Here is a 25,817-nt window from a genome sequence, read left to right on the forward strand (position 1 = left end):
TTTATTGTTTGAATCACAAAGTCACGTGAATTTCATCATCGAACGCCGACCCACTTCGAGCTCTCCCTCGGGTACGTACAAGTTTTCATTTCTTCACGAGCACCGGAACAGCTATCAATTTTCCTTTTTACAGGCGAATGAGTTGAGAATTATTATTTGCGACGGTTGACCCAATCTTGAGCCACACACTTTCTCTGGCAGTGACTTAATCTAGAAGTCAGCCTGCTCAATTCGTTAAGGAGATTGAAAACCTTGAACAAAACGGCTGCGGTGGTTGCGTTGACTGTCTGTCCACTTAAATTGGGTCTTTACGTCCTCCTTCTTGCCGAGCCGTTTTTGACTTATGACTCTCATTACAGCGCTATCCGTTTCAAGAGCGAGAGAGCACCATTCGAAACTTTATATTGGAGCCGACCGAGTTATGCCATTTGTTACAACACAGATTGCTTAACCACGCTTGTATGAATTGCAACATTCCGGTGAATTATTACATAATGCAATTTGTATTAAAGGGTATACAAAAGTCCCGCCATGGCAATCATTGTGCCATGGCGGGACAGAGCAAACGGTGTCATCTAAAGTTATACGTCAGTGTCAGTATTAAATACTTCTTGTGCCACTTGCAGTTATAACCCACAACAAACTGTAGCATTACAATCAAGTTGTTACTTATAATTCCTTGTAGGTCTTAGGATTTTGAGGATCGGTTCATTTCAAATTTACAATTCAGGTTGTTACCTTCAGCAGTTTCCGAGAATCAAGATCCTAAATCAGATGATTATTTATTACAATCAAGTTGTTACCTTTTCTAACTGGGTATTAGACATATTAGTGTCTGTTCTCTCTTCGAGTAAATTTGCGCGCTTGATAAATGTAATTAATTCCTCAATTTTGTCACTCAAATCATGAGCCACGTAAGATTCCTCAGTCCAATGATCAGAAACAAGCTTGGCGGTTTTTGTTTTTTTACTTGCAAGATCGGAGGCAATTTTTTTATGGCCTGTCGTATCTAGGCAAGTACCATCCGCAAATGTGTATTGTGCTGCGCAGATCTCATCAAACGAATCAAACTGTCCAAATAAAAAATCGAAGTCGGAGATTAAGGATAAGTCCTTTCTCTCACCATTAATTTCCAAATAGTGTCGTGACATTTCTTCTCCGAACATAACTTTATAAAGAATATCACCTGGAATATAGTTCTCAATTTCGCGTCCTTGTGTAATCCAAAGTTTTACATAGTCAGATAACTGAGCTCCAGTCTCGGTTGCGCTTTGATTTAAATGGGTTTGTAGTCTTTGAACCCTTTGCTTTAGCGACTCGTGTTCTGAATCTAGATCAGAATCACATACAACTACAGCATATCGACTTGTTTTTAGAATATCTATGTACTCTTCCTCACCAAGAAAATCGTATGAAGATAGGTTGGAACCACCATACATCATAAACGTGTAGTGTTTTCCTTCAATCAGCTCAGAAGACCGACACGTTATCCATCTTTTAATGTACGTCCGATCACTTGGCCCTTCAACCCAAATTACGACGTTGCTCTGAAGCAGTTGTGATGGTCTGATCCCTAGTTCATCGAGCAGTCGGAACTTCTGCACGACCTCGTGGCAAGGCGATATAGTTGTGTACTTATCCTCCTTTCGTGAAACCCGATATACACTCCATCCGTCGTTGACCTGGTCCACAAGGACCGACGAATGTGTACTTATGAACATACAGTGGTTGGGGAAATTCTGCTCTATTACCCGAACTAATTGAATGACTGCCTCTGGATGTAGGTTACTCTCCGGTTCTTCTATAAACACATTTAACGATTTGTCTCTGTTAAGGAAGAGGTACGCTAATAACATAATCATTTGTGCAACACCTGTACCGAGATGTGACAAGTCAGCCGATATTCTTTTTCCTCCCCTTGTTATGTAAAAGCGCAACTCCGAGTCTTTTGGATCAAGCTGGAACATCGGTTCATCTAAGATGCTTTTGAGCCAGCGTTCTAGCATTTCCTTAAAGTCAGCCCACTCGTCATCTTGGTGATTTCTAATTTCTATTATTTGACGAACGATATCGCTACCGTCAAAATCACTCTCACCTGCATCCCATGACGATCTTGCGAAGTGCCGCACGGGGTCTACGAACACTAGACTGTGCAGAAATGCTAACCAATAATCGTAGGTATCATTCGGGTATTGCATTCCCTCTTTGGGGTTTTCATACTCCATGGTATCTGGATTTAGTAATTTAGGCGTGCCCCCATCGGTTGCTTTAAACTCTTCAAGCAATGGTATGTTGCCATATAGTACAGAGAGGCATGACAGCTTACTTGAACAGTTATGGCGGGCTTGAAGAACTATTGGTACTACCGATCTATGAAGGGTCGGTTCTCTACCTGACCATACATGGGGTAATTCATCTAGTGCAATTTTGGAAACGATTTCGCATCCATCAAACTTCCATGTGTTCTGGATGCTAAACGCCTCTGGGATGGAGTTCAAACTACCATAGTTATCGAAGGGGCTGCTTATCTGATGCTGATCCACTTTATCTTTGAAATGTCTAAAAGTTATCTCCCGCAAATGGTATAAATACTTAAAAAGGTTAGATTTTCCAGTATTGTTCGGTCCTATGATTAAATTGATCCGTTTCAAGTCACGCAAATGAACCCCTTCTGTATCGGAGAACGAACGCCAACCGTTTAGCTCAAGTTCCTTTATACGCATCAATCATCATCCCTTTGAACATTCGACTTGTTGCGAGTAGTCCAAGATCTTATGAGGCGTTCAATGGAGTATCCGTTCGGCGGGCCGTCGTTCCAGGATTTGTGAAATCTAACATCATTGCTCCTTGGACGAGGGGCAGGCTCATCAAAGCGGATTTTTCCTGGTAGAACGACTGCATCTCCCGTAACTAAAGCCTCCCCATCCCTGAGACTCGATAGCGAATCTGCTTGCTCACCGAGCATATCAGGAAGTAATCTCCTGATTTTGTTTTGATCTAAGTCATTAGTCAAACGTAAGGTGATAAATGTCCCGCACTGGGACAAAACTGTCGATGATACATTGGACGGACGTTGTGAAACTACCATAAGACTTAGTCCATACTTACGACCCTCTTTAGCAACCTTCTCAACCCGTTCCAGACATAAAGAATATACTGATGACGAGTCATCAGGAATGTATGTATGGGCCTCTTCTAACACCAGTGCTATCGGTAATGATTCAGGATCCAAGTCCCAGTATCTGTAGTCAAAACATAATCGGGTTAAGACTCCAACACAGATAGTGCGGATTTCAGCAGGCAGACCACTAAGGTCGAGCACAGATACGTATGTGTTGTCATCTGCGTTGAGCCCTAGGAGCGAGCGAAAATAATCTGTAAGACTCAGTTGCGAACTACTGTCCCGTTTTAAGAACCTGAACCTATTGTCTTCATTAAGAGCCTGTAACTTAAGCAGTATTTTATTATACGGATCTTGCTTTGATTCAGACTTCTCACTATCTTTCTTAGCTTTGATCCTCCCGATTAATGAGTCCATGTCAAAGTACACAGGGCTATCTACCGAGATGCTTTGTTGAATGGTTTCATCCGTAACGTTATCCTTCTTTAGTGCTTCGATAAATTCCTTAATATACATCTTCTGCGTACCACCGGCTTCGGGATAATATATACCAATGAACTCTTCAAAGTCTAAAAACCAGTAGGGGAGTGAAAACTTTTCCCAGGGAACTACATTTGTCTTGTCCTCCCACTCTCCAGAAAAAGCGCTTGAGTACTCATTATGAATGTCAAAGAAAATCAGTCTTGGTTGAGGATAATCTCGTAATATTGACTGCGCAATTCGAGCTACCGTGCTACTTTTCCCACTGCCAGTAGTCCCCATAATGGCAACATGTCGCCCAAGTAGTCTATCAAGTTCAAGAAAAGCGTCGCCCGCCCCGCTCATTGAGCGTCTACCGACCTTAAAGTACCTTGCATCCGCATTTGATTCCTCATGTATCCCTAACAACCTGTTGACTTGATCACCATTTAGAAAGTACACGTCGCAAGTGATGGGGGGATACTTACTGACACCTCGCGTAAACTTCTCTTGTTCATTGACACTGCCAACTATTGCAAGTTCCACAATTCTGTTCTCACGGTGTCCGCCATCACGTGTCTCCACTTCTTCGATGAACACTCTTGTCACGGTGCAAATTGTGTCTCCATGAAAACTACCACAATTGACGAAAGCCCCGATTTCTGCGTGTAGCGCTGAATCATGACTCCCTACTGACAACCGTTCAGCCTTAACGACAATTTTCCCTCCGTCAACGCTACTAACCATTCCAAACTTCAGTTCGTTACGTCGCAAATCCATATCTTGGCTCCTTTCCTGAAACTACTTGAACCAATTAAGTTCCCCAAGATTTTCCGTTATGTGCTCAATGTAGTAGCAATCTTCAGAGGAGACTGAGTGAAGGTAATCCACGCAACGCAATATATACCTTGTTCTGAATTTCCCAAATTTTACATTCCATTTTTTGTATTCGACACTACAAAACAAAGTCCTGCACGAATCGACTTTACACTTGATAGCCTTAAGCATTAATAAACAGGGCTTTCGAGGTCATGTACGACTTCGAAAGCCTTGGTATTACTAGACGTAGTTCGCACTTGGTGTGACACGGCCGCCCCGGAACACAAAACCCACCTAAGTTAGCGTCTCCGAATACACCGGCGATAGCACTTTCGGATTTCGCCCAAAACACATGCCGAAATACCAAATCCGTTTTCTCGTCCACATCGCAACTCATTTTGGATTTCACCTAAACGGTTTGAGATATAATGAGATTGCAGTCGCTGCCTTTGAACTCCTCGGTCGAAATCCCCGCAAAACCATACGGGACAAGAGGACTGGTTAATTAGTTTGCCTGAACGTATTATCGGTGTGTGAAGTTACCTGGACAGACAGTTAATCCCCAAGAGAAAGGTCGACCAACCCCTTGGGTGGAAGCGGTTGTATTCCGCAGTTTCATTTTGCAGAAAAACGCGGCGTCCAGTTATCCATAATGACTGCATGCTTATTCACTTTTCGGTGATATCCTTATTGAAGAAACGGGCAGCAATGTGCAAGATCCATTCATTGGGGAAAATCAGAATAGTCGTTGGAACTGTGGTACCACGGGGAGGTGTTTGATTGGACTACATGTCTTTCATAAATCTGGATCTGGAATCTGACTGGTACCAGAGTATGTGCGCATTGCACAGCACGATCTTTAGACCTCAAGGCACCGACGCCATTGAAGAAGAACTGTCCTCAAAGCCTAACTTCCTTATCCTTGTTGCCCTAGCTAATCAACAAGTTGTTGGATATAAAATCGGTTATCAAGAACGTCGAACTCGGTTTTACAGTTGGCTGGGCGGTGTGCATCCAGAATATCGAGGGCAAGGGATAGCGTCAGAACTTATGCTGAGACAACATGAGTGGTGCAGGAGTCAAGGATATACGGTAGTACGGACTCAGACCAAGAACAAGTGGAGAAGCATGCTGATTTTGAATTTGAGACATGGCTTTGATGTTGTTGGCACTTATACAGATAAACATGGAGAACCGAAAATCATTTTGGAGAAACGCATCGAATCATCCGCTCTTCATCCAGACAACGGTCGGTAACGATATACATAATAATTCATTGATCTGTAATGTGCGTTGTTCAGGTAAGGGGCAGGTTTGTTGAGGAGCATGACGAAGCTAATTGCAGTGAGTCTGTCAGGAAAGAGGTGTTGTGGCAATTAACGAAGAACAGGTAAGCGAGCTTAAGAAGGAATTGTACGCGGAACTCGATGAACTCAGCCGAAAGCATCGGTCGTTTAAGTTACGTACCAGCGTGGTCACTAACTTGTTGATGCCAGGGCTTGGGTTCTTTGTCTATGGACAGTCGTATGTGAAAGGTCTCATATCTTTGGTTATATTTTGGGGGTACTTCTGGTTTTTCGTCAAAGACATAGTTCCCAACACCGATGCTGGTGTTGCTGTTTTCTATTTCATTCCCACGGTGGTTATCTGGATTGTTAGTGCAGTTATGGTTGCGTATCTCGATGGCTAAAGACGGGTACGGCTGAACAAACGAGGGGCATGTTCTAAGCCGTTAACAGGATCTGAGATTGCATGTTCATGCAGTCTGCAAGGCACGCCTCTTGCGTCGCAAATGGGCAGTTTAGTCGCAGATGAAGCGTTAAAAAATATAACACATCGTTACATTTGAACTGGGCAGATACTTTCTTCGATGGTACAGAATTTCCCCTTCTAGAAAATGTGGAGCTTAATTTACAAAAGACGTCAAACACATCATAATGAAGCGAAAGCGCGTGCGGCTCAGCAGTACATAACGATAAATTAGGAACGGCTCAAATAAAGGGAAGAATTGTGGACTCTAGACTTGGATTGGAGGTGAATGGAATGACATCTACCGACATTATCAGGAAGCTTTTTCTTGCTTATTCGAAACGTGATGATGACGAATTTCATCGTTTGGCAGAAGAGTTCATTGACCTTGAGAAGCGAAAAAAGCACAATTTAGTCGTCAAAGAACTTAAAGAGGCATTGTACAGCAAGAGTGTCAACAATCGCCATGCAATGAAGCGCTATCGGACTGACCTGCCCATTCCGAGGGACAACGACAACGGTTTTCCATTACTAGAGATAGGGGAACATGAGCTGAGCTGGGATCAACTTGTTTTACCGGAAGATAATCGAGTTGTGTTGGAGCAAATTATTCGCGAATTCAAGGGCATGGAGATATTGGCAACGTTCAATTTAAAACCATCGAATAAGGTTTTATTTTGCGGCGCTCCAGGCACTGGCAAGACGTTCTCGGCACAAGTATTAAGTTCTGTTCTCAACATCCCTTTGGTATACATTCGGTTTGATTCCATCATTTCATCATATTTGGGTGAAACGGCGACTAACTTACGCAAGGTTTTCGAGTTTATAAAGAATGGTGTATGGATTGTCCTTTTTGACGAAGTTGATATAATTGGTAAGAACAGGGATGATCACCACGAAAGTGGCGAGATCAAGCGAGTGGTCAATAACTTTTTACAAATGCTTGATGGTTTTGATGGTGAAAGTTTGATTATTGCGGCGACGAATCATCCACATATTTTAGATCCTGCAATATGGCGACGCTTTGATGAAGTAATTAACTTTACATTACCAGCGTTCGATGAACGGCACCGTTTACTCAAACAATATTTAAATTCCATTAAAAAGCATGAGTCTGTCGACATTATGGATTTGGCGTCGAAAACGGAGAACTTCAGTCCGGCAGACTTGAAGGGTATGTGCAAGGAAGCGATGAAACACGCGATTGTAAATGGAATGGACGTTTTATCTAAGGAAGATGTGGAGTTCGCTTATTTACGCTATATAAGCCGGTATCAGATTCGGGCTGGTGCCGAGGTAATCGAATAAGGCGGTGCTGTTATAGCATGGAAGCTCGTGACCATTTGCCACTACCTTTGTTTCAACTGGACTTGCCAAAGAAGCCTCGACCAGGTGGTGGGGGATACCAATCACCTGAGGGTCGGCAGAAGAGTGATTTTTATCGACAAACGAAAGCCCAAACAGACAACATTGCCCGCTCGTATAATGATTTGAAAACCAAATACAGTGGACGACTGGACCCGCATCTCATTTACCGTATCAAAGTCAATCAAAGCGTCGATTACGCTCAATTTGAGAAGTCCCTCAATTCTTTAGGCGGCTTGACTGTTCTGTCCGTGGCAGAGGACAAGAAGGGGTACTGGGTTGTATTTTCAAATGATTCGGAATTTCAAACCTTAAATGATAAGCTTGCACAATATAGCGGGGTAGTTCCAAACGGGCACAAATACGATTTCTTCAACGCCATCGATGCTATTGAAGATGTGCCGAGAGAAGAGAAAATTGGCGAATTGCTTCAAAAGCACCCGCTTACAGTAGGCGATTCGAGCTATTTAAACGTGGAATTATGGCGGATTGACGATGACCAACTCTACTCTTTTATCGACCAGCTAAAGAGTCAATACCGAGGAAACAACCAGTTTCGCATCAGCGATCAGTTGGTTACACGGTCGTTTGTGTTGCTGCGTGTTAAAGTGAATGCTGAAATATTTGAGGAATTGTTGGCGCTCAAAGAAGTTGCTCGAATTGACCGACCGTTTATTCCTACGTTTTCTCCAACTTCTTTCAATAGTATTGATATATCCGAGTTCGAAATCGCTCCCCCTGCTGATGAAGCCACAGGGGTTTTGGTCATTGATTCCGGCATCGTTTCAAATCATCCATTATTAGAGCATGCTGTTGGTGGAGAAGAAAATTTTCAAGAAGGGGAATCTGAGTCTCAGGATTTAGTAGGTCATGGCTCACGGGTTGCCGGAAACGCAATCTATGGGGAAATTGAAGATTGTATCGAACGACGCGAGTTTTTCCCTTCAAACTGGCTCTTCTCGGCTAAGGTGATGTATGGTGTGGAGAATTTGCATGGGGGATTTGACTCGACGTACGATGAGGAAAGACTACTTGAGCGTCAATTAATGGATGCAATTACGTCCTTTTTAGACAATGAGGCGTATCGGATTAAAGTTGTAAATTTATCGTTCGGAAATAAAGAAGAAGTTTTTAAAAGTCACAGTAGTCGCCAATTCCCTCTTGCCGCATTGATTGATGAACTGGCGGTTTATTACCCACATGTTGTTTTCGTGGTGTCGACCGGGAATCTGGATCCGCGCGAGATATATGGTCAGGAGCTTTCCGATATTTTAGAGGAATTTCCGAATTATCTAGTCGAAAATGATGCATTTCGAATCATTAATCCCGCATCGTCGGCATTGTCCATCTCTGTCGGTTCAATTGCGCCAAGCCATCGCTACATGAACGTTGGCATGGATCGCACTGAGGAAGAACTTTGGTCGCCAGTTGCTCAGGAAAATGCACCGTCGCCGTTTACGCGTTCCGGTTTTGGAATGAACGGTATGATGAAGCCTGAACTTGTTCACTATGGCGGAAATCTTGTTTTGCGAGAACAATACGGACGCATAGTAGAAAATGTCGGTGGGAAAATGATACACCTTTCTAATGATCCAACAGAGAGGCTTTTTGCGTTTGATTATGGGACAAGTTTTTCTGCGCCAAAAGTAACCCATATTCTTGGGCAAATTGCAAATCGGTATCCGACTGCGTCCGCCAATTTGATGAAAAACTTGTTGCTCCAATCTGCGCAGGCGATTAAGACGGATGGCTTTAATGGAAATGAAACTCAACAATTAAAGTCAATTTGGCAAACGCAGGGATATGGTGTGCCTGATATCAATCGCGCAATTCATTCGTTTGAGAACCGTGTTTTGCTGTTTCATGAAGGAGACATCGGACTTAAGCAAGTTCAAGCATTTAGCGTCGGTTTGCCGAGCAGTTTCTTTGAAACTAAAGGGTATAAAAAAATATCAGTTGCCTTAACGTTTAATCCGCCAACGCGCGCGACAAGAGGAGACAGTTACCTGGGTAATCGGTTGGAATTTAAGCTCTTTCATTCCGTTGAGCCAGGTCTCGTGGTTGATAAATTTGCAACTGTAGATTTGACAGATGGTAATGATGAAAGGACACCCCCAGAACTAAAGAATAATGAAATCGAACTGATTCCTGGGACCAACATCCGAAAGTCCGGATGCCATCAAAAGGGGTCAAAAGAGTACAAACGCGAAACGAAGAACATGCCTCGTACGCCGATTACACTTGTTGTTATGAATTTAAACAAATGGATCAGGGATGAGAATTATCGTCAATCCTATTGTGTTTCGGTCATGCTGGAGCACGCTGAGGAAGTTAATCTGTATGAATCCATTCGTACCGAAGTAATGCAACGCGTGCGGATCAGATGACCGCTGCTACGCCTGACATGAAACATCATTATCAGGGCTATGGTTATGGTGTTGTGTATATTTTAGTAAACACCATCGCTGCTAATCGTGAACACCGAAAAGGGCATCGTCAAGTAACTTATGCATGGGGGTGGTGCGACTCAAGGCATCGGCTCCCGTCTTCAGCTAACGGGGGCATTAACGACAGAAGAACGGCTAATGGAAACTGCATAAATATGAAAAACGCGGAATATCTGAGCCCGCGCTTTCTGTGTTTTAGTATTCCATTTTCCGTGTTGGGTCATCCGGAGTGAACTTACTTTAGTCATCACTAGACGCTGCGGCTTCTGCACGGCCGTAGGCTTGACAAAGCTGTTCGCAGTCTTTGTCTCCACTTTAAGTAGACTCACCGTTAAGGTTCAACTTTGGTGTATGTATTCCTCCATTCAGGGCAGCATAAGAATGCATAATTTAAACGAAGGGAATGTTCCAGTAATGGAATGGCTACAGTTTTCACGAGAACTACTTGAAAATATCGCCCCCGCCGTGGCAGCATTTCTCTTTGCCTTGGGCGTGCTTTAAGTTTGATATAAGCGTAAATTTAAGATTTACGTTAACGCCTGCTCGGCAAATAATGCCGGATTCCTAACCTTCTTTTGTTCATAGCTTCGTTTGTGATTTGAAATCTTGGCGTCCACCCAGCCAGTGACGTTCTCCCGGTTTCTCTGTAACAGGCTCCATAATGAAAGGATCAGAATTAGGTGGATGACTCCCCACCAAAAATAGAGGTTCCATGAACGACTTTCGACCTTCACGAGTCCTCGCCTTGGGTTGCTGCCGCCTCTTGCATGCTCTGGAGGAAGCTTGCAGCGTCCGTTAAGACGTTACGCCCGTTAACGAAATTCACAACGTTTCCAGCAATGAATTCCATGAGCAAGATGTGCTTTATAGGTATATCGTATTGTCGGGGTTGATGGAAGAAGAGACGATAAAGCCAATCATGTGGTCGATGCCATCCGTTACGGGGAAAGTAACCAATGAACCGCCAACTATCATACTGCCCCTCAACTTCGTCCTCTGGTCGTAACGAGGCGTTCACTGTGTCCAAATAAGCACTTCCAAAGCGAGTTACAAATTCTTGTCGTACAATATCATAGTAATCAGTCCGGATATATCTCTCGCGGTCTAGGTCTACGTTTAGACCTCGATGCTGCCATTTGTACTGCCCCGTTTGGTTAATCCATTCCCGATAAGACTCGTTTAGAAACTTTAATCCAATATGCTGCATACCTCCCTCCAGAACAAATAGGGAGTCCTTGGCAACTGTCAGGAGTGTTGCACTAGTATTCCAAACTATCTTTTGCGTTAAGTCATGACCCCTACTACAAACCGTAGGCGTTATAACGTATTCAGGCCTCGTCGTCTCAAATGGGAGTCCACACACTGGACAGGAGCCAAGAAGAACAGCGTTGTGTTTCGGACATATAAATACCCCTGGTATTTGGTGTACTCTGTGCCAGTATGACTCACCGAACACACTCACGTCTTCTACCACGCACTGAGGACAGCAATATAGAGCCTTAGAATGGTCGACTATCGAGCGAAGAGCATTACGAGGATTATCATCCAACATTAAGTTTCGAACCTCTGCCTGCTTCTCTGGAGTCATGAATGTCGCGTAGTACCGGAATAGTGTAGTATTCTCCACCAGGTAATCTACTGTAAACGAGCTCTTTAAGCGTTTCTTGAGAATCCGTAGATAAGATGGCATTTGAATTGATACTGTGTGGCTTCGGCGCCCAAACAATTTCATCGAGATGTCGTGATCTGAAGTTAAGCCAGTGCGAAGGACCCATCTAGCAATCACACTATATAGTATCTCATCAGGATAAGGGCGAGGAAGCTCAATCCAACTCATGAAATTCACCTCTCGGAACATTACCTACCTGCGTCGGGCAAGCTAGATCAACTGCTTCACGCAGACATTTCTGAACACCCTGATCCATGGGGTTGCTCAGCCCTGCCAGTCGCATGACTTTCCACTCCGCAACTGGTTCTCCTTGACCAAGGAGATACGAAACGGCCCGCCTGATTCTACGTTTCTGAAAGTCAGCGACAGTCTCCATATGATCATCTAATACTTGTTGGGTCAGCGGCAATTTGCTTAGACACTTTTCTAACATAGACTTTTTACCACACACTCTACCGATCCGTCCAACTGTTACCCTAACGGGCTTCTCTCGCTCGTCAATGATTTGCTGTACAGTTTTCTCAACAACGTGACTCATCGCTAGGTCACGAGCTCGCCAATCGACCCTTGGGCGATTGGTTGCCACATTTGTCAATGGCCGCGGTAACATTTGCTCTAGCCATTGTCGGTCATGACGGAGTAGCCATTGATAATCCCTGTTATCCATATGCCGAAGCTGCGTGCGGGAAAGACTTGGGTTTCCGTACATGATACTCGTGAATCTCTGTCTCCGCAGTTCAAGTTGCGATACGACTGTTGACTCTAAATTCTCCGGGGGCACTATCTGCTCATTTAACCGGATAGTTATAACCTTTGGGTCAGTGCCTAATTCCCGTGCCAACCCACGAAGGCTCCAACCTTCTTGAGAAATTAGAGTTTGAAGTTTGTTCTCCCATACATGCCCAAATTCTTTAATTCGACCGAATCGTATGCGGTCCTCTTCACGACGATCTGGTCCACGACGAGAATAGGTAAATCCACAATTACAACGAAATGTACCCACCGGTCGCCGGGTATCGCTACAGATGGTTATGGTCAAGTCTTCGACGACATTCTGCATGTGATGATCGGCAGCCTTGTTCAAACATGGCCACGGGCCACGACCAAAAGGTGTAAACCGCGATCGACTGAAGAATCTGGGAGCGTCTTCACTGAGGAATTCGATGAGAAGTATATGAAGCATTGGATGGAGAGCCTTCTTGGGCTTCCGGGTTAATTCCCGAAGCCAACTCCATTCATTATCCTTAATCGGTGCACCCACGCCAACTTCCGTCCAAAAGGCTTGGGGAAACTGCCGCATAAACCGTTCATAAAGTGCAGCTTGGCGTATAGAACCCTTGGGAGTTGCCAAGTCCATTTTATAGAGAGCATTAATATAACGTTCTCGAAGGAATTCGAGCGAGTCCCAGGGTGCAGTGTTATTGAGGATAAACTGACTATCTGAGGCTAATCGGGCCAGCAAAGGATCGTTATTCCGCTCTGGAACCAATAGAGAATGCCCGCAGGTACATACGGTCAGTGGATAGGGAAACTCCTGAATTCCCCGTTGATATGGAGCGCTGTCACAATGGGGACATTTGCTACGTAGTTTCACTGAATGCTTGGGACAAACCTTAACACCCGGAATGTGGTGGACCCGATGCAAGTATGGTTCACCGTATGTTTGAATATCATCCTCAACACAGAGCGGACACCAAACCATTTGCAAACCAAGGGGAACACGACTAGCAACTAATCCAGACTCCAAATACACACTTAGGTTTCCATCATGAAGCATGTCTTGTTTGACGCGCTCAGCCATTCGTGGGTGAAGAAAGGAACAGTAATAGGGAAAGAGCGTATTCTCCATAATTAGCGCTTCCGCTGATTTATCAAAGTGACCCTGCTGCTCTAACCTACATAAATGGGAGGGAAGATGCACTGATGGGCGCACCCCTTCCAATCCAAAAGCCTTACGAACGCTCTCCTTGAAGCTGCTGTGACCAGAATAGATGTGGTAGCGAGCAATCAATCCAACAAGTAACTCATCCGGGTAGATCCTTAGCACGAAGCTCACCTGACAAAATGAATTGAACTGGGTCTGCAACAAATCCAGCTCGAACCAACGATGCGTACGGCGTCATTTTGTCAGTTTTCCCTTTTCTAACGGCATTAATCATTGGGGTGTTACTCGATGTTGAAGAGTTTTTCTTACGAGTGCTCTTGCGAACGGGCAAATTGTCAGCCGATTGTCCGAGTCTCACCATGCCACTAGCAGCTTTACCGGACATGCTGTTAGCTTGATCAAGCATGGCATCTGACGCTTTAAGCGCCTCTCTCTTCCATCTATTTAGGTCATCGTCTCTAGTTTGGCTGGTAGCTCGGATTGCGGTGGCTTCACTGTGTCCCACTGCGATTAGCCACTCAATGACCTCTTGCTCTGGGTCTGACTCTGTTTGAATACTCCCTTCTTCGACCAGGTTCTCGACGGCTTCTTGAACAAAGTCCTTGATAACTATCGGTTGATCAATATCAGGATATTTCTCCAAGTCCTTGCCTGTACGAATCGCCGTTAAAACAGGATGTAGATGATAAAAATACTCTTTTGCAGTGTTACGTAAAAGATGGGTATCCAGTGCTTCTTTGCCAGAGGTCATTGCGCGTATCTGGGCGATGGCAAAGAGCTTGACGATCAAATCCGGAATACCCATAGTTTCTGAGTATATGACACCCTCAAGTTGAGAATTCAACGGAGCAAATTTCCTTGTCCACTGGTACCTCCATAAGTTAGACAAAAATAGTTTCCAGTCTTTGGTTTTCGGTTTAAGCCTTGTCCATCCTGGCATCGCTGGAAATCTCCGTCCATCTCTAAGCTCACCGTGGAAAGTCTTTTCAATACTTGGATTCCCAATCAACAGCACGGGTACACCAATTGTGTTGGCTAACTCGACAAAAAAATTCAGCATCTTCTCCTTTCCACCGCTGGCTGCTTGATTTAAGTTCTGAATTTCATCGATCACTAATATGCCCAGACTGTGATTAAATGCCGTCAGTTTCATTTTACCGAGCAAAATACTTGTGGTTATCCCGTGTTGAGGGGCAAGCCGTTCCGCTTCACGAGTACCAAACAAGTCATCAAATACCTGTAGAAAATCTAAGCAAAGTGACCTCAGCGACCCATCCGGAGGGCAGTCAATTTTAGCCCATACGACTTGAGTATGTCGGAGGTGTTCCGTTTCATGTAGGATTACCTGCGGATACTGCATGAGGATTCTCTCAACAGCTGTGCTCTTGCCAATTCCAGACAATCCAACTATACTTCGTGCGCTCGCCGTGGACGTCGGGATCTTAAATTTATTTAGTTCCATCTCCGCTACTTTAGGGTCTCGAAGAGCAAGTGCAATATGTCTCATCATCCGGGCATGATTTGGAGTTAAAGGATTACGGGATAAATATCCCCTTCGGACCAAGACAGAAAGATCTTGTTCCAGATTCACATGTCGATTAAGAGGATGCAGAAAATCCTCTAGCCGCATAACACAGTGTAATCTAAGGTAGGGCAAGAGTTCTTTTTCCACTTCTGAAAATTTAGGTTTATTTGACATGTATCGGAGGACTTCCTCAGGACTCATGATCGGTGGCAGCGCTTCAATAAGTGGATTTCCCCGATAATCCTCGTGTATTTGCTGAGTGTACTTTGCTGGCTCAATGGTTCCAATGAGATTATGAAGTGGTTTGTGTGTCATTCTTTACCCCCATCTCCAAGGTCTGTTATATCCGCAATGAGGTCGCTGTAATCTGCATCGTCAACTTCGCCCGGCGTCGGAGCATCAGGAAATTGAACGATTTTACTTGGTTGTTGATGTGATGTCCGTCCCAGATGCCAGGAACTGTTCTGGCGCTCAATCGCCTTTTGATCAGAGCGATGCTCCCGAACATTTTCCTTCTTCATTTCCTTGTTGGGGATATTTTTCCTTTTCTTCTTTGCCTCTCGAATAATTTCATCAATATGTGTGTCCTGCTCTATGCCAGCTTGTAATTCGTCAAATTTCAGAGTAGGATTCATGATGGTCTCTTCATAGGAGTCGATGTCACGAGCTTCCTCGTCGCGTAGTCCTCTGTATGGCGAATAAATGTCCGCTAGGTGACAGACCTCGAAACCTTTCCCATCATTCAAGCGAACGTATATTTCGTCGATATTACGCGGGTCGAAGTGGATGGGCAAGGACTGGCTCTTGACGCCGCCTACAAACCATTGTTTTCTTAGAGCAGTCTCTCCCACATAGTATCGGTTGCGAAAACGAATGCCTTTCTGCGTAATGAGAGCATTCTCTGACGGCAAGAGATTCAAACGCAGAATGTCCTTTGGAAAGGTATGTAACCCGTTGTACTCGTTCTTTCTCCCCCAATTCCACAGATGTATCGGGACAGGTGGTACATCGTCCATTATCATGTTCCTAGACCGTTGATAGTGAGACAGAACATGGTGATTGTTATACTTGAGGACCATACGAATCATTACTTGTTCAAATTCCTCAATGTCTAACACTGCATCAAGAGGATACTTGCGTCCGCCTCGCTCCTGTATGCGATGCGGAATAGCCCCAGGCACCCATTTAATCGCCTCTTCGTTGACAAGTCCAAAACTACGTTCGACAACCGGTTTCCAGTCTGGCCTATAGGGGGGAAGCGTTTGCACGTCCGTGTGTAATGTTTGTACTAAGTGAGTTGGCCTAGTTCCCTCGAATTCTCCGCGGTCGGTTGTGAGTATCTCTGGAACATGTTGCGCAGGCCATTCTTCTGGGCGTATCTCAATCCCGTGCGATGCACAATACGCTACTTTGTCAGATGCAGCGTTCTCCACAGCCATCATGCCGCCTAACCAGCTTGGTCCTTCCAAACCGACGTATAACCCTGCAATGAGACGGCTGAACAAGTCAATAACGAAGTACAGTATTGGTCTTCCGATAAGCCAGTCTCTGTTGACGCGGTGAACCAACCATATATCTGCGATTGTCGCATCTATCTGAAACACATGGCCTGGTCCCTGTGCTTCATGATTTGTATTGCCGAGTTTAGGTCTAAACTCCTTTTCGAACGTTACAGAACCGTATTGAGCTCGTAATGCCTTCTCGCGGTCACCGTTCTTCTCGTACCAATACCGAAACTGTCGCATAGTTGGTAGTTCTCCCTCGGGGAGAAGTTGGGCCACCATGTTCCCATCTTTCTCCACATACCCATCGTTGAAAAATTTCTCTAACATTTTGCGATAAACCTTAGTGAGTGGGAGACCTGAGCCTTTGTAGTACCATTTATTAATCGCCACTTCAAACGCGTTCTCGACCGCGGGTGTAACGGGAATTCCCTCGAACTCAGGGATTGCCTTTGCCCTCATACTCTTCCGACCGACCTTTGTAGCTTTCTGCTCTGTGACCCGGCTACCACCGCAAGACTTGTAATTTGGTAAGAGGGCGTTAACTATTTTACCGTCATGCCAATATCGCCGTAGCCACTTATATATTTGTTGATGGCTAACACCAGTTCGTTGTTTGCATTCCTGGATCATAGCCCATCTGCTATGCTCATCATATATTGCTGGCTCTTCTTTCACCATATCCTTAATCACATCCCATGCTCTTTCCCTACGGCGTCGATAGGTATCCTTTATTAAGTTCTCTTGAGCCAAACTCTTTTCGCTTACAAACTTGGTCACCTTCACTTGGCCTGCTTCCAAGAGTGCAGTCAGGTCACTGATTCTCACAAATTCAGGTTTTGCGTTTGGTTCCTTCATATCAAATACGACAAGGGAGTTTTGTCTCGGATTAACCCACAAAATCCGTGTTAGCCGTATATCATCGTCGCTAGTCGTCCAATCCAACACCATTCCAGAAACTAAATCAATCACTTTCAGCCCACCTCCTGGTATCTGATTCACTGTGTCGGGTCTTAACGATATGCAAAGGTTTCGTCGGTTCAATCGGTTGTAGCATATCGACAACCCAACGTTTCGTCGCAATTAGATGTCGAAATATAGTAAGGCTTGTACCTTCTGGATAGCCTAATAACTCATCCACTAACGATGCCAAGTCTCTCATAGCCAACCCCTTTTCAAAATTTCTTTCTGCAACTCGACATACTCTTTCAACTTGCTCAAAAGAGAGGCCGTAATCCTCAATGTGAATCGTCTTTCTTATACCTTTTAAGTTTGTAACCAACACATCGGGTAGATTATCTTCTGTAACAAGCCACCAGGAGGCTCCCCGAGCGGTCCAATATATCCGTTCTATTTCAAGTTTCTCAACGTCACGCTTTGATATTTTATCGTGGGCTTTGACACTCCAGACCACAGTACGTCCATCAGTTGTTTTAATTACAAAATCGCTTGTCATGACAGTGTATTCTTTTGTCTTTGGGTGTCTAGGATGCTCTACGCCAATCGCATTAGCAATCTTAAGGGTTTCCTCCTGCTCCAGTGCGTATTGGTCATAGGGAACTTCAACCCAATCTGACCACTCCAGCAATATCCGATACGCGGTTTCTATATCAGACAAAAGATTTCCAACCCATGGAGCCTTGGGATGCGTAGTGCGGGTCGATCTACCGAGGGATGGTATGTCTTGTACCTTTATGTACGGTTCATAGTCTGGCCCTTCTACCTGATTCTTTCCTCGGCGCTGCATCTCCGGCTCTTCGCGTTTACGTTTAGCCACTTTTTCACCTCCATATAGGCAAATATCATACAAATCACCCCTTTCTATTGACTCACATGCCCATCTCCGCAAACCAGTAATGAGTTCAAGGAGTAACGGGGTATACCACATTTTCCGACGCTCACTCAGCGCTTAAAACCTACGCCAACTTCGTTTTTATCGAAAATAGACGATTTTAATTTCACGTTATAATTTGCTCATAAAAAAACCGCCCCGGGATCTTCCAGGACGGTTTTCAAAAATTGAACTCTATAGTTTGATAGATAGATACGCATGTCTAAAAGCATATTATGCACCACCCACGTATTAGCGAGCATGTGTTAAGTCTAGGCAATTTGAACCAACTATATACCTTTGTTCGAACTAGATGATTCAGGAGAATGGGTTCTGCTATCCCCTCTAACACTACTCAGTATGCTGCTCCTCCATATATCTCTAGCACCAAAGCCGCCGGCCTATGAGTTTGCCAGACTCCCACGAGGGCCTTATAAGCACGAGTGAGCTCAGACTATTGAGCCGAATTCACCCGTGCTATCCAACTTCATGTCCTCAGTTATCCATTCAATTCGAGTTTCAAACATCCAGCAACATAACGTAAGAACTTGATTGTCACAGGTAACAACTTAATGTAACAGGTAAGAACTTGGTTGTAAGTCCACACAAACCTGATCGCAGAAATTAAAGTTGTATACTCCAGAAGCCCTGTTTCAAACATTTTAAACATGCGGGAGATCAGCATTCAAAATTAAAGTTGTATACTAAACGACCCGCACAAATTAAATGGGCTTAAAAATCGAAGAATAAAGTTGTATACTACTGGGTGGTTGCTTGAATAATTCGCTTATATCGACAAACCATCGCAAAATTGACGTCGCCGTCGGGAAGGTCACCGTGACATGTGTTGTGTTACCCACACGCCCCTCAAACGTGCGCGTATATACTAGAATGCTACATTCCTTGCCGCGACTGGGATTATAGAGGTTTCGGACCGCGCACTTCCTGCTTGATCCGCACACGTCTCGTCGATTTTGGCCCCCTTTCATAGGGTGCGGCTTTGAGCAGACGTGCGTGCTAGAAATAGTGTGCGTCTAGAATTATGATTTTAAACACTGAATGCGAATTTCTCTAGGAGAATTTGGACGGTTCATTTTCGGTTTCTACAATAAAAGGGCGCAAGATCCGGTAGTACTGCGGGGAAGTTAGTTCCTCTGAGCTAATGAGCCCTGCCAATTACAGGGGAACGAGCATTGTATACCGCAATACAGTTGCTGCTGAATTTGGAGAAATCACATCCTCATCAGAATGAACATCTTCTGCAACGTAGTTACTTGAGCGAATTGACTTCACTTTACCTTACATCTAGTTTTCGAGAAGATTTCAAATAACGAAATCACGAAATAGGGGAGTCCACTTGTACAGTGAGCTAGGTGATCGCAGCTGTTACTAATATTCAAGCAGGACATTCCCATGTACAGAAGAGCGCAGAACAAATCTGGTCAGTCAAAGGCTCATGGGGAATCACAGGTTGCGCGTGTGCGTCTTCAATCAAGTCCGCACCCCCTTTCCCTATGACAATATGCGCATTGTCACCCTGCCCCGCATCCGTATATTCTGATACTATGGACTTTTATACCTTCATCTGTAGACTCGTACCCAGAGCCTAATTCCAGAAGCCAAAATATCCTATAATTCTGCAAAAACGATAACACTCGATGTTGTACCAAAGGTTCCTCCGAGTAATGAGATTTCAGGCTTTTTTGTCCGAGCCGAGATCTTGATACCTAACCTCAATGACTCTCTCACTACCAACTGCTTACAAATGGGCGAAAAGGACATGGGCGGATGAAAAAATTGGAACCTATTGATACATTGGCACATAAAATCGCCAATTTCAATACTGCAAATAACTGAGCGGAATCCACATAACTACACCTCATGCATGAACATGCAAGACTGAATCCGATACAAATGCCACATTCGTCCTCAAGATTAAATTGGTTAACTTCAAATTTATTTTCTGTTTTCGGATGCCATGACGTGTCAAGTACTTACGGGAGGAGAGTCATGTAATCATAAATGGATTTGGAGTGTATCACGGCAATACAATTTATATTCCACTAAATATTTCACTGCTTAAAGACCTGTCGACCACCGATCCAAGTCGCTACAACATGAAGATGTTCGTCCATTATCACGAGATCAGCATCTTTGCCAACTGCAATTGATCCTTTCTTCTCGCCCAATCCAAGTTCCCTTGCAGGTACCATCGAAGCCATGTATGCGGCGTCCACTAGACTCACGTTAACTGACTCAACCATGTTGCGGATTGCTGCATCCATAGTTAATGTACTACCTGCTAAGTTGTGACTATCTGTTAGTACGGCTAAACCATTCTCTACAGTTACGTCAAGGTCACCCAGACTATAAGTACCATCCGATTTTCCTGCTGCAGACATCGCATCGGTGGTGATAATTATTCTTTCTCGACCTTTGAGATGATAAACTAATTTCATCACCGTTGCAGTGACGTGATTCCCATCCGCTATTAACTCGCATATAACATCATCGGACAATAGCATAGCCCCAACCGTTCCGGCTTCGCGGTGATGCAATCCACGCATGGCATTAAACAGGTGTGTGGCATGCCTAGCACCAGCAGAAACACCTAGCATCGCCTGCTTTATGGTAGCATTGGTATGACCAATGGAAGCGATTATTCCGTGTTTCTTCATCCAATGAATAACTTCGATAGCATACGGCCGTTCAGGTGCAATGGTAACTTTTTTCACTAATCCCTTAGAAATCTCCGTTAATTGTTGCAATATGTCTATTGATGGTGTAATCACATATTTTGGGTTTTGAGCGCCACACCGCTCTGGAGAGATAAATGGCCCTTCCAAATGAACACCAAGAATTTGTGCACCTTTACACGAACTCGTCGCAGCAGAGCTTACGGAGGTTAAAACATTTTTAAGGTCGTCAATTGGTGCCGTCAATGTGGTAGGGAGCCAACCGGTCGTTCCTCGTGTGGCATGAAAGATAGCAACTGCTTGGATCGCTTTAACACTACCGTCCATTACGTCATACCCATCCCCACCGTGTACATGAATATCAATGAAGCCAGGTAATATCCATTGTCCTCCTACATCAATCAAATCCGTTGCTTCATCAATGACGGATTGAGGTAGGTATTCACTGTCCCCAATGTCATGGATAATTCCATTTTTGATAAACAACCAACCGTTCTCAATTAGCCTATCACTAAGAACTAAACGTGCCTTATAAAAGGCCAACCCAGAAGTTTCGCTTATCATACATTTACACCCTTTATCATTTGTAAATCTAGTAACGATGCGCTTTCTTTATCGAGAACCCATATCACGTCGTTATGCAACTGCAATATACTTGCCGGAACTTCAGTACGTATAGTTCCCTCTATAGAATTGACCACGGCTCTTTTCTTTGATTCTCCAAATGCCATGAGTACAATTTGTTTTGATCGTAGTATTGCTTGAACACCCATTGTGATTGCACGTTTAGGCATATTATCTGTATCTCGGAAAAATTTCTCGTTATTGTTAATGGTGTCTTCAGTTAAGTCCACCACATGTGTCGTCGAAAGTAGGGATTGATTTGGTTCATTAAAGCCAATATGTCCATTTACACCTATCCCTAATATTTGTAAGTCGATGGGGTTCTTTGAAATTATATCCTCGTATCTTCGGCATTCTTCATCAAGATTATCAGCTGTACCAGACGGAATATAACTTTCTTTTGGACGAATAGGTAACCGACGGAATAGATTTTCTTCCATGAAATATCGGTAGCTATGTGGATGTTCAGAGTCTAGACCAACGTATTCATCAAGGTTCAATGTACTAGTTTGTGACATATCAAGTCCATACATGGAAATTTGTACAAATGAAGCATAGCAGGGCAACACCGTACTACCAGTTGCAAGACCCAATACTGGCTCATCCAAACGCAGCACGGTCTGCTCCATTAATGTTGCTACATATAGTCCGCCTTCACTGGGGGTTTCAAAGATACGTATTCTCATAATAGTCCTCCATTCAAATTAAAAATTATGTCGACTTACCTAGGTAGAATTCCATTGCAACAGCCTAAGATAATAATAGTATTTATTATAACGGATATTTCCTTCTTAATAAAACAATAAAACGGATATTTACTTTTATTTAGGTTAGGTTTATTCTTGTAGATAAAGACCAAGCGTAATGTGCTAGGGAGTTCTAAAGAGAATGAGGTGACACGATGTGAAGGGAATTTACAGCGCCTTGATAGTACCATATGACAAAAACGGTAAGATAATTGAAAGCGGCCTACGACAGATAATTCGTCACAATTTGGACGTCTGCCACGTTGATGGGCTATATGTAAATGGTAGTTCTGGAGAAAATTTTCTGATTTCTACCGACGAGAAGAAACTGATCTTTGAAATCGTGAAAGACGAAGTTGGAGATAAAGCAAAATTAATTGCTCAAGTTGGCTCCATTAATGTGCATGAAGCGATTGAACTGGGTAAATTTGCAGCGTCGTTAGATTACAACTGTCTATCTGCTGTGACACCATTTTATTACAAATTCGACTTTAAAGAAGTAGAATATTATTACGATTCCATTATCGGTGAGACGGGGGAAGACATGCTCATTTATTCTATCCCATCCCTCACGGGAGTTAGTATGTCACTCTCCCAGTTCGATAGGCTATTCCAGAATGACAAAATTGTTGGAGTTAAATTTACATCTGCCGATTTTTACTTACTCGAACGAATTAAACGATACTTTTCTAACAAACTGGTCTTTTCAGGTTTTGATGAAATGCTCTTACCCGCAGTCGTCTATGGAGTTGATGGCGCTATCGGGAGCACATTTAACGTAAATGGAAAACGTGCCAAGAGAATATTTGAGCTCCTCCAAAAGAAAGATTTAAAGGCAGCGATAGATGTACAAAACGAAACCAATGATCTAATCGAAAGAATCATGGATTTAGGAGGTCCGTACCAAGTACTTAAAGAGATTCTAAAAACTAAGGGAATTGAAGCAGGTATATGCCGCGCACCGATGAAACAGTTTGATAAGAGTCGGTATAGTGAGGTCGAAGAACTAGTACAAAAATTCTCTCTCTAAACGAGAAGAGAATTTATTGCAATATATACAAAAGTTTCATTGGCAATGCCGTTTCTCGACCGATATTTTTTTGGAAATATCCAATCAAATGAGTTTGAATTACAATCAATGTTTGTGTGGAGACACCACATGCATCAAAATTAAATAATTTCAGATGCACAACAATCTCTTTCACACGAGATAGCTATAAAATCCACATTTTTCATGTTAACGAGAAGAACAAATCAATGAGAAACCACAGTATTACTTCTAAGGAAGAATGGCTTAGAAATATAGCCAATTAGAATTGAATGAGCTCCCCGATTCGCAGATGGAGTGTGCTTCGAAAGGATCTAGGTGACCGTGATGTATAAGGAAAAATTTTTTAAACTTATTCATAGGAACCTGATAGCCTCTTGTCAGGCATTACCAGGTGAGCCTTTGTTTGGAGATGTAGTGATGGCAAAAATGGCTCTAGCATGTGAACTGGGCGGAGCCGTTGCAATTCGAAGCAACTCCGTTGTTGATATTCGGGCCATTTATCAAGCCACACATTTACCGATCATAGGATTGATTAAACGCAACTATGAAGACAGCGATGTCTTTATTACTCCAACACAAACAGAAGTGGACGCTTTGCTAGACGAACCAATTGCTTGTATCGCATTGGATGCAACAGATCGGAAGAGGCCACATGGCAATACGCTTGCTGAATTGGTTCAGTATATCAAAGCAAAAGCACCCGAAATGGTTGTTATGGGGGATGTCGCAACGGATAGCGATGCTACACATGCGATTTCAGCAGGAGTAGATATGGTGTCAACGACATTGTCTGGGTACACTTCCTCAAGTCCAAAAATTGAAGCTCCTGACATGGATTTAGTAGAATTCCTCGCGAGGGAATTCACGCTTCCTGTAATTGCAGAGGGACGGATAAGCACCCCGGAACAAGCCCGCCAATTGTTGAATCTTGGCGCATGGTCTGTAGTTGTTGGAGGGGCTATCACCCGGCCTCAACAGATTACACGGACTTTTGTAAAAGGAATGCAACACCCAATAGATGGATACTGTAACGGATTCACAATCAATTCCTCTACTAACTAAGGACCACTGCACAGTTGGCAAGCGACGGTAGGGACTCAATCTCTTACTATGGAACTTTCCATACATACTCATTTCTTTAGGATGAGTCCTATCTCGCTTTATCTTATGGTGATCTGTTTGCTTATGTTTTCATTCAGTCCTAAGTTTCTTGCAATATCACTTACAGACAGAGAATCATTATACCCAATTATTTTAGGCGGCCCCTTGTTAAACTCATCTGGGAATTATTCAAAGATATACTCCAAATAGACAAGTAGGTTCAGATCTCTTTCTTCACCGTGTCGACAATACCCTGAGTAGAGGCGCTAGCTCTAGCTTCAACGAGCGTGTTACTAAATAGCAATGGCTTTTTGCCAAATCAAAAAGTTCCATAGATCGTTCGCTACGAAATCCAAAACAAAGAATCACCCAACTTATCCACAGGGAGATAAGAACTTCAGGAACTATTGAGAATCCCCGCAGTTAGTAGGAACTCTGAGAATTTACCTAGAGCCACACAATTGGGCAATTTTCTCTTCAAGCTATTTCCGTTCGCACTTGATTCTTCACATCCGTCTACTCTGCGCATGAATACGCTTCTTCCCGTATCCCTATTCGACAATTGCCTTTTCATCCTTAGTTCTATCCATAACTCACCAGGTTTCAGATAGGCCAACTTAATCAATGTCCTATCGCGTTTCACCACGACAACTGCATCGAATAAACTTGCACGACCTTTCATGTTTCTTAAATCATAGAGAGATATTTTACTCAAGTTCTTACGGAAGAGAAAAGAAATGCTGCTGAGAAAATTCTCAAACAGCATTTCAAGCAAAATCACTCTACCTTCTATATGGATTCGTGAGCAAATCCAGGTCCGTTGATATTGAAAACACGATTTGTCTCACACAATTCCTTCAAACGACCAATGCGCCAACTGGACATCGATTCCAGTGGAACAATCTTTCGCAACCATCCACGATGTTCCGTTGTATAGACGACTACGGTTGTCTGTTCGGAATCTTTTTTTAATTCAATCGTCCCGGTTTCCTGATTTCCCTTACCTGAAAGTTGATACTGAAAGTACTGTTTGTTACGATCCTGATTCACAACTCGACATCTCACCCATCCAAGCCCGCGAACGCGAACAGAGAATTCATTTAGATTTTCTGTCTCCCTGACTTCTTGTAAAGCACCATTCCACATCGGCCATTTAGTGACGTCACAAATCGTATTCCATACCTGTTGCCACGGCACTTTAATTTGAATTGTTTCACTGGTTGCCAA

16 protein-coding genes and 1 pseudogene are annotated in these 25,817 nt (G+C 43.7%); 6 read left to right on the forward strand and 11 right to left on the reverse strand.

From position 1 onward, the window contains the following. Positions 1 to 791: 791 nt before the first annotated feature. A complete protein-coding gene (locus tag GI364_RS21160; RefSeq protein ID WP_198851161.1) occupies positions 792 to 2,723 on the reverse strand; it encodes an AAA family ATPase in 1,932 nt (643 codons plus the stop codon). Then, positions 2,723 to 4,360 (reverse strand): ATP-binding protein, encoded by a 1,638-nt coding sequence (locus tag GI364_RS21165; protein WP_198851162.1) that lies wholly within the window; start codon positions 4,358 to 4,360, stop codon positions 2,723 to 2,725. The genes GI364_RS21160 and GI364_RS21165 overlap by 1 nt, the downstream gene beginning before the upstream one ends. Before the next feature lie 828 nt (positions 4,361 to 5,188). Between GI364_RS21165 and GI364_RS21170 the strand changes: the two genes are divergently transcribed. From GI364_RS21170 to GI364_RS21185, 4 genes are all read left to right on the forward strand, one after another. Continuing rightward, a complete protein-coding gene (locus GI364_RS21170; RefSeq protein ID WP_198854147.1) occupies positions 5,189 to 5,656 on the forward strand; it encodes a GNAT family N-acetyltransferase in 468 nt (155 codons plus the stop codon). Between the two features lie 112 nt (positions 5,657 to 5,768). Beyond that, positions 5,769 to 6,089: a hypothetical protein gene (locus tag GI364_RS21175; RefSeq protein WP_198851163.1), complete on the forward strand. Its 321-nt coding sequence runs from the start codon at positions 5,769 to 5,771 to the stop codon at positions 6,087 to 6,089. Between the two features lie 353 nt (positions 6,090 to 6,442). After that, positions 6,443 to 7,456 (forward strand): AAA family ATPase, encoded by a 1,014-nt coding sequence (locus GI364_RS21180; protein WP_198851164.1) that lies wholly within the window; start codon positions 6,443 to 6,445, stop codon positions 7,454 to 7,456. Positions 7,457 to 7,638: 182 nt separating this feature from the next. Further along, positions 7,639 to 9,900: a S8 family peptidase gene (locus GI364_RS21185; RefSeq protein WP_233095905.1), complete on the forward strand. Its 2,262-nt coding sequence runs from the start codon at positions 7,639 to 7,641 to the stop codon at positions 9,898 to 9,900. Between the two features lie 790 nt (positions 9,901 to 10,690). On the opposite strand, the gene GI364_RS24970 is transcribed toward GI364_RS21185, so the two are convergent. The 8 genes and pseudogenes from GI364_RS24970 to nagB all read right to left on the reverse strand — a co-directional run bounded on the left by GI364_RS24970 (position 10,691) and on the right by nagB (position 22,378). Beyond that, positions 10,691 to 11,167: a hypothetical protein gene (locus tag GI364_RS24970; protein ID WP_233095906.1), complete on the reverse strand. Its 477-nt coding sequence runs from the start codon at positions 11,165 to 11,167 to the stop codon at positions 10,691 to 10,693. A gap of 183 nt (positions 11,168 to 11,350) precedes the next feature. Continuing rightward, positions 11,351 to 11,818 (reverse strand): annotated as a pseudogene (locus GI364_RS25520) (TniQ family protein); the annotation flags it as partial. Continuing rightward, positions 11,784 to 13,676: a TnsD family Tn7-like transposition protein gene (locus tag GI364_RS21195; RefSeq protein WP_198851167.1), complete on the reverse strand. Its 1,893-nt coding sequence runs from the start codon at positions 13,674 to 13,676 to the stop codon at positions 11,784 to 11,786. The gene GI364_RS21195 and the pseudogene GI364_RS25520, both read right to left, overlap by 35 nt. After that, positions 13,654 to 15,354, reverse strand: a complete 1,701-nt coding sequence (locus GI364_RS21200; protein ID WP_198851168.1) for an ATP-binding protein — start codon at positions 15,352 to 15,354, stop codon at positions 13,654 to 13,656. The genes GI364_RS21195 and GI364_RS21200 overlap by 23 nt, the downstream gene beginning before the upstream one ends. Further along, on the reverse strand, positions 15,351 to 17,513 hold the full coding sequence (locus tag GI364_RS21205) for a Mu transposase C-terminal domain-containing protein (protein WP_198851169.1): 2,163 nt from the start codon (positions 17,511 to 17,513) through the stop codon (positions 15,351 to 15,353). Before GI364_RS21205 ends, GI364_RS21200 begins: the two co-directional genes overlap by 4 nt. Continuing rightward, entirely contained in the window at positions 17,506 to 18,318 is an 813-nt protein-coding gene (locus GI364_RS21210; protein ID WP_198851170.1) for a TnsA endonuclease N-terminal domain-containing protein, read from the reverse strand. The genes GI364_RS21205 and GI364_RS21210 overlap by 8 nt, the downstream gene beginning before the upstream one ends. Positions 18,319 to 20,444: 2,126 nt before the next feature. After that, the gene (gene nagA / locus GI364_RS21215) at positions 20,445 to 21,632 is read right to left on the reverse strand and encodes an N-acetylglucosamine-6-phosphate deacetylase (protein ID WP_198851171.1); all 1,188 of its coding nucleotides are present in this window, start codon (positions 21,630 to 21,632) and stop codon (positions 20,445 to 20,447) included. Continuing rightward, positions 21,629 to 22,378 (reverse strand): glucosamine-6-phosphate deaminase, encoded by a 750-nt coding sequence (gene nagB, locus GI364_RS21220; protein ID WP_198851172.1) that lies wholly within the window; start codon positions 22,376 to 22,378, stop codon positions 21,629 to 21,631. Before nagB ends, nagA begins: the two co-directional genes overlap by 4 nt. Before the next feature lie 217 nt (positions 22,379 to 22,595). Between nagB and GI364_RS21225 the strand changes: the two genes are divergently transcribed. Then, positions 22,596 to 23,468 (forward strand): N-acetylneuraminate lyase, encoded by an 873-nt coding sequence (locus tag GI364_RS21225; protein WP_198851173.1) that lies wholly within the window; start codon positions 22,596 to 22,598, stop codon positions 23,466 to 23,468. Positions 23,469 to 23,813: 345 nt separating this feature from the next. Continuing rightward, complete coding sequence (locus GI364_RS21230; RefSeq protein WP_198851174.1) at positions 23,814 to 24,551, forward strand: N-acetylmannosamine-6-phosphate 2-epimerase; 738 nt, start codon at positions 23,814 to 23,816, stop codon at positions 24,549 to 24,551. A gap of 828 nt (positions 24,552 to 25,379) precedes the next feature. Here GI364_RS21230 and GI364_RS21235 read toward each other — a convergent pair. Continuing rightward, entirely contained in the window at positions 25,380 to 25,817 is a 438-nt protein-coding gene (locus GI364_RS21235) for an SRPBCC family protein (protein ID WP_198851175.1), read from the reverse strand.

Source organism: Alicyclobacillus sp. SO9 (assembly GCF_016406125.1).
GTDB lineage: Bacteria > Bacillota > Bacilli > Alicyclobacillales > Alicyclobacillaceae > SO9.

Excerpts from the sequence above, each read along its gene's own strand:
- GI364_RS21160 (WP_198851161.1), bottom strand. The coding sequence starts at position 2,723 with ATGCGTATAAAGGAACTTGAGCTAAACGGTTGGCGTTCGTTCTCCGAT.
- GI364_RS21165 (WP_198851162.1), bottom strand. The coding sequence starts at position 4,360 with ATGGATTTGCGACGTAACGAACTGAAGTTTGGAATGGTTAGTAGCGTT.
- GI364_RS21170 (WP_198854147.1), top strand. The coding sequence starts at position 5,189 with ATGTCTTTCATAAATCTGGATCTGGAATCTGACTGGTACCAGAGTATG.
- GI364_RS21180 (WP_198851164.1), top strand. The coding sequence starts at position 6,443 with ATGACATCTACCGACATTATCAGGAAGCTTTTTCTTGCTTATTCGAAA.
- GI364_RS24970 (WP_233095906.1), bottom strand. The coding sequence starts at position 11,167 with ATGCAGCATATTGGATTAAAGTTTCTAAACGAGTCTTATCGGGAATGG.
- GI364_RS21200 (WP_198851168.1), bottom strand. The coding sequence starts at position 15,354 with ATGACACACAAACCACTTCATAATCTCATTGGAACCATTGAGCCAGCA.
- nagA (WP_198851171.1), bottom strand. The coding sequence starts at position 21,632 with ATGATAAGCGAAACTTCTGGGTTGGCCTTTTATAAGGCACGTTTAGTT.
- nagB (WP_198851172.1), bottom strand. The coding sequence starts at position 22,378 with ATGAGAATACGTATCTTTGAAACCCCCAGTGAAGGCGGACTATATGTA.
- GI364_RS21230 (WP_198851174.1), top strand. The coding sequence starts at position 23,814 with ATGTATAAGGAAAAATTTTTTAAACTTATTCATAGGAACCTGATAGCC.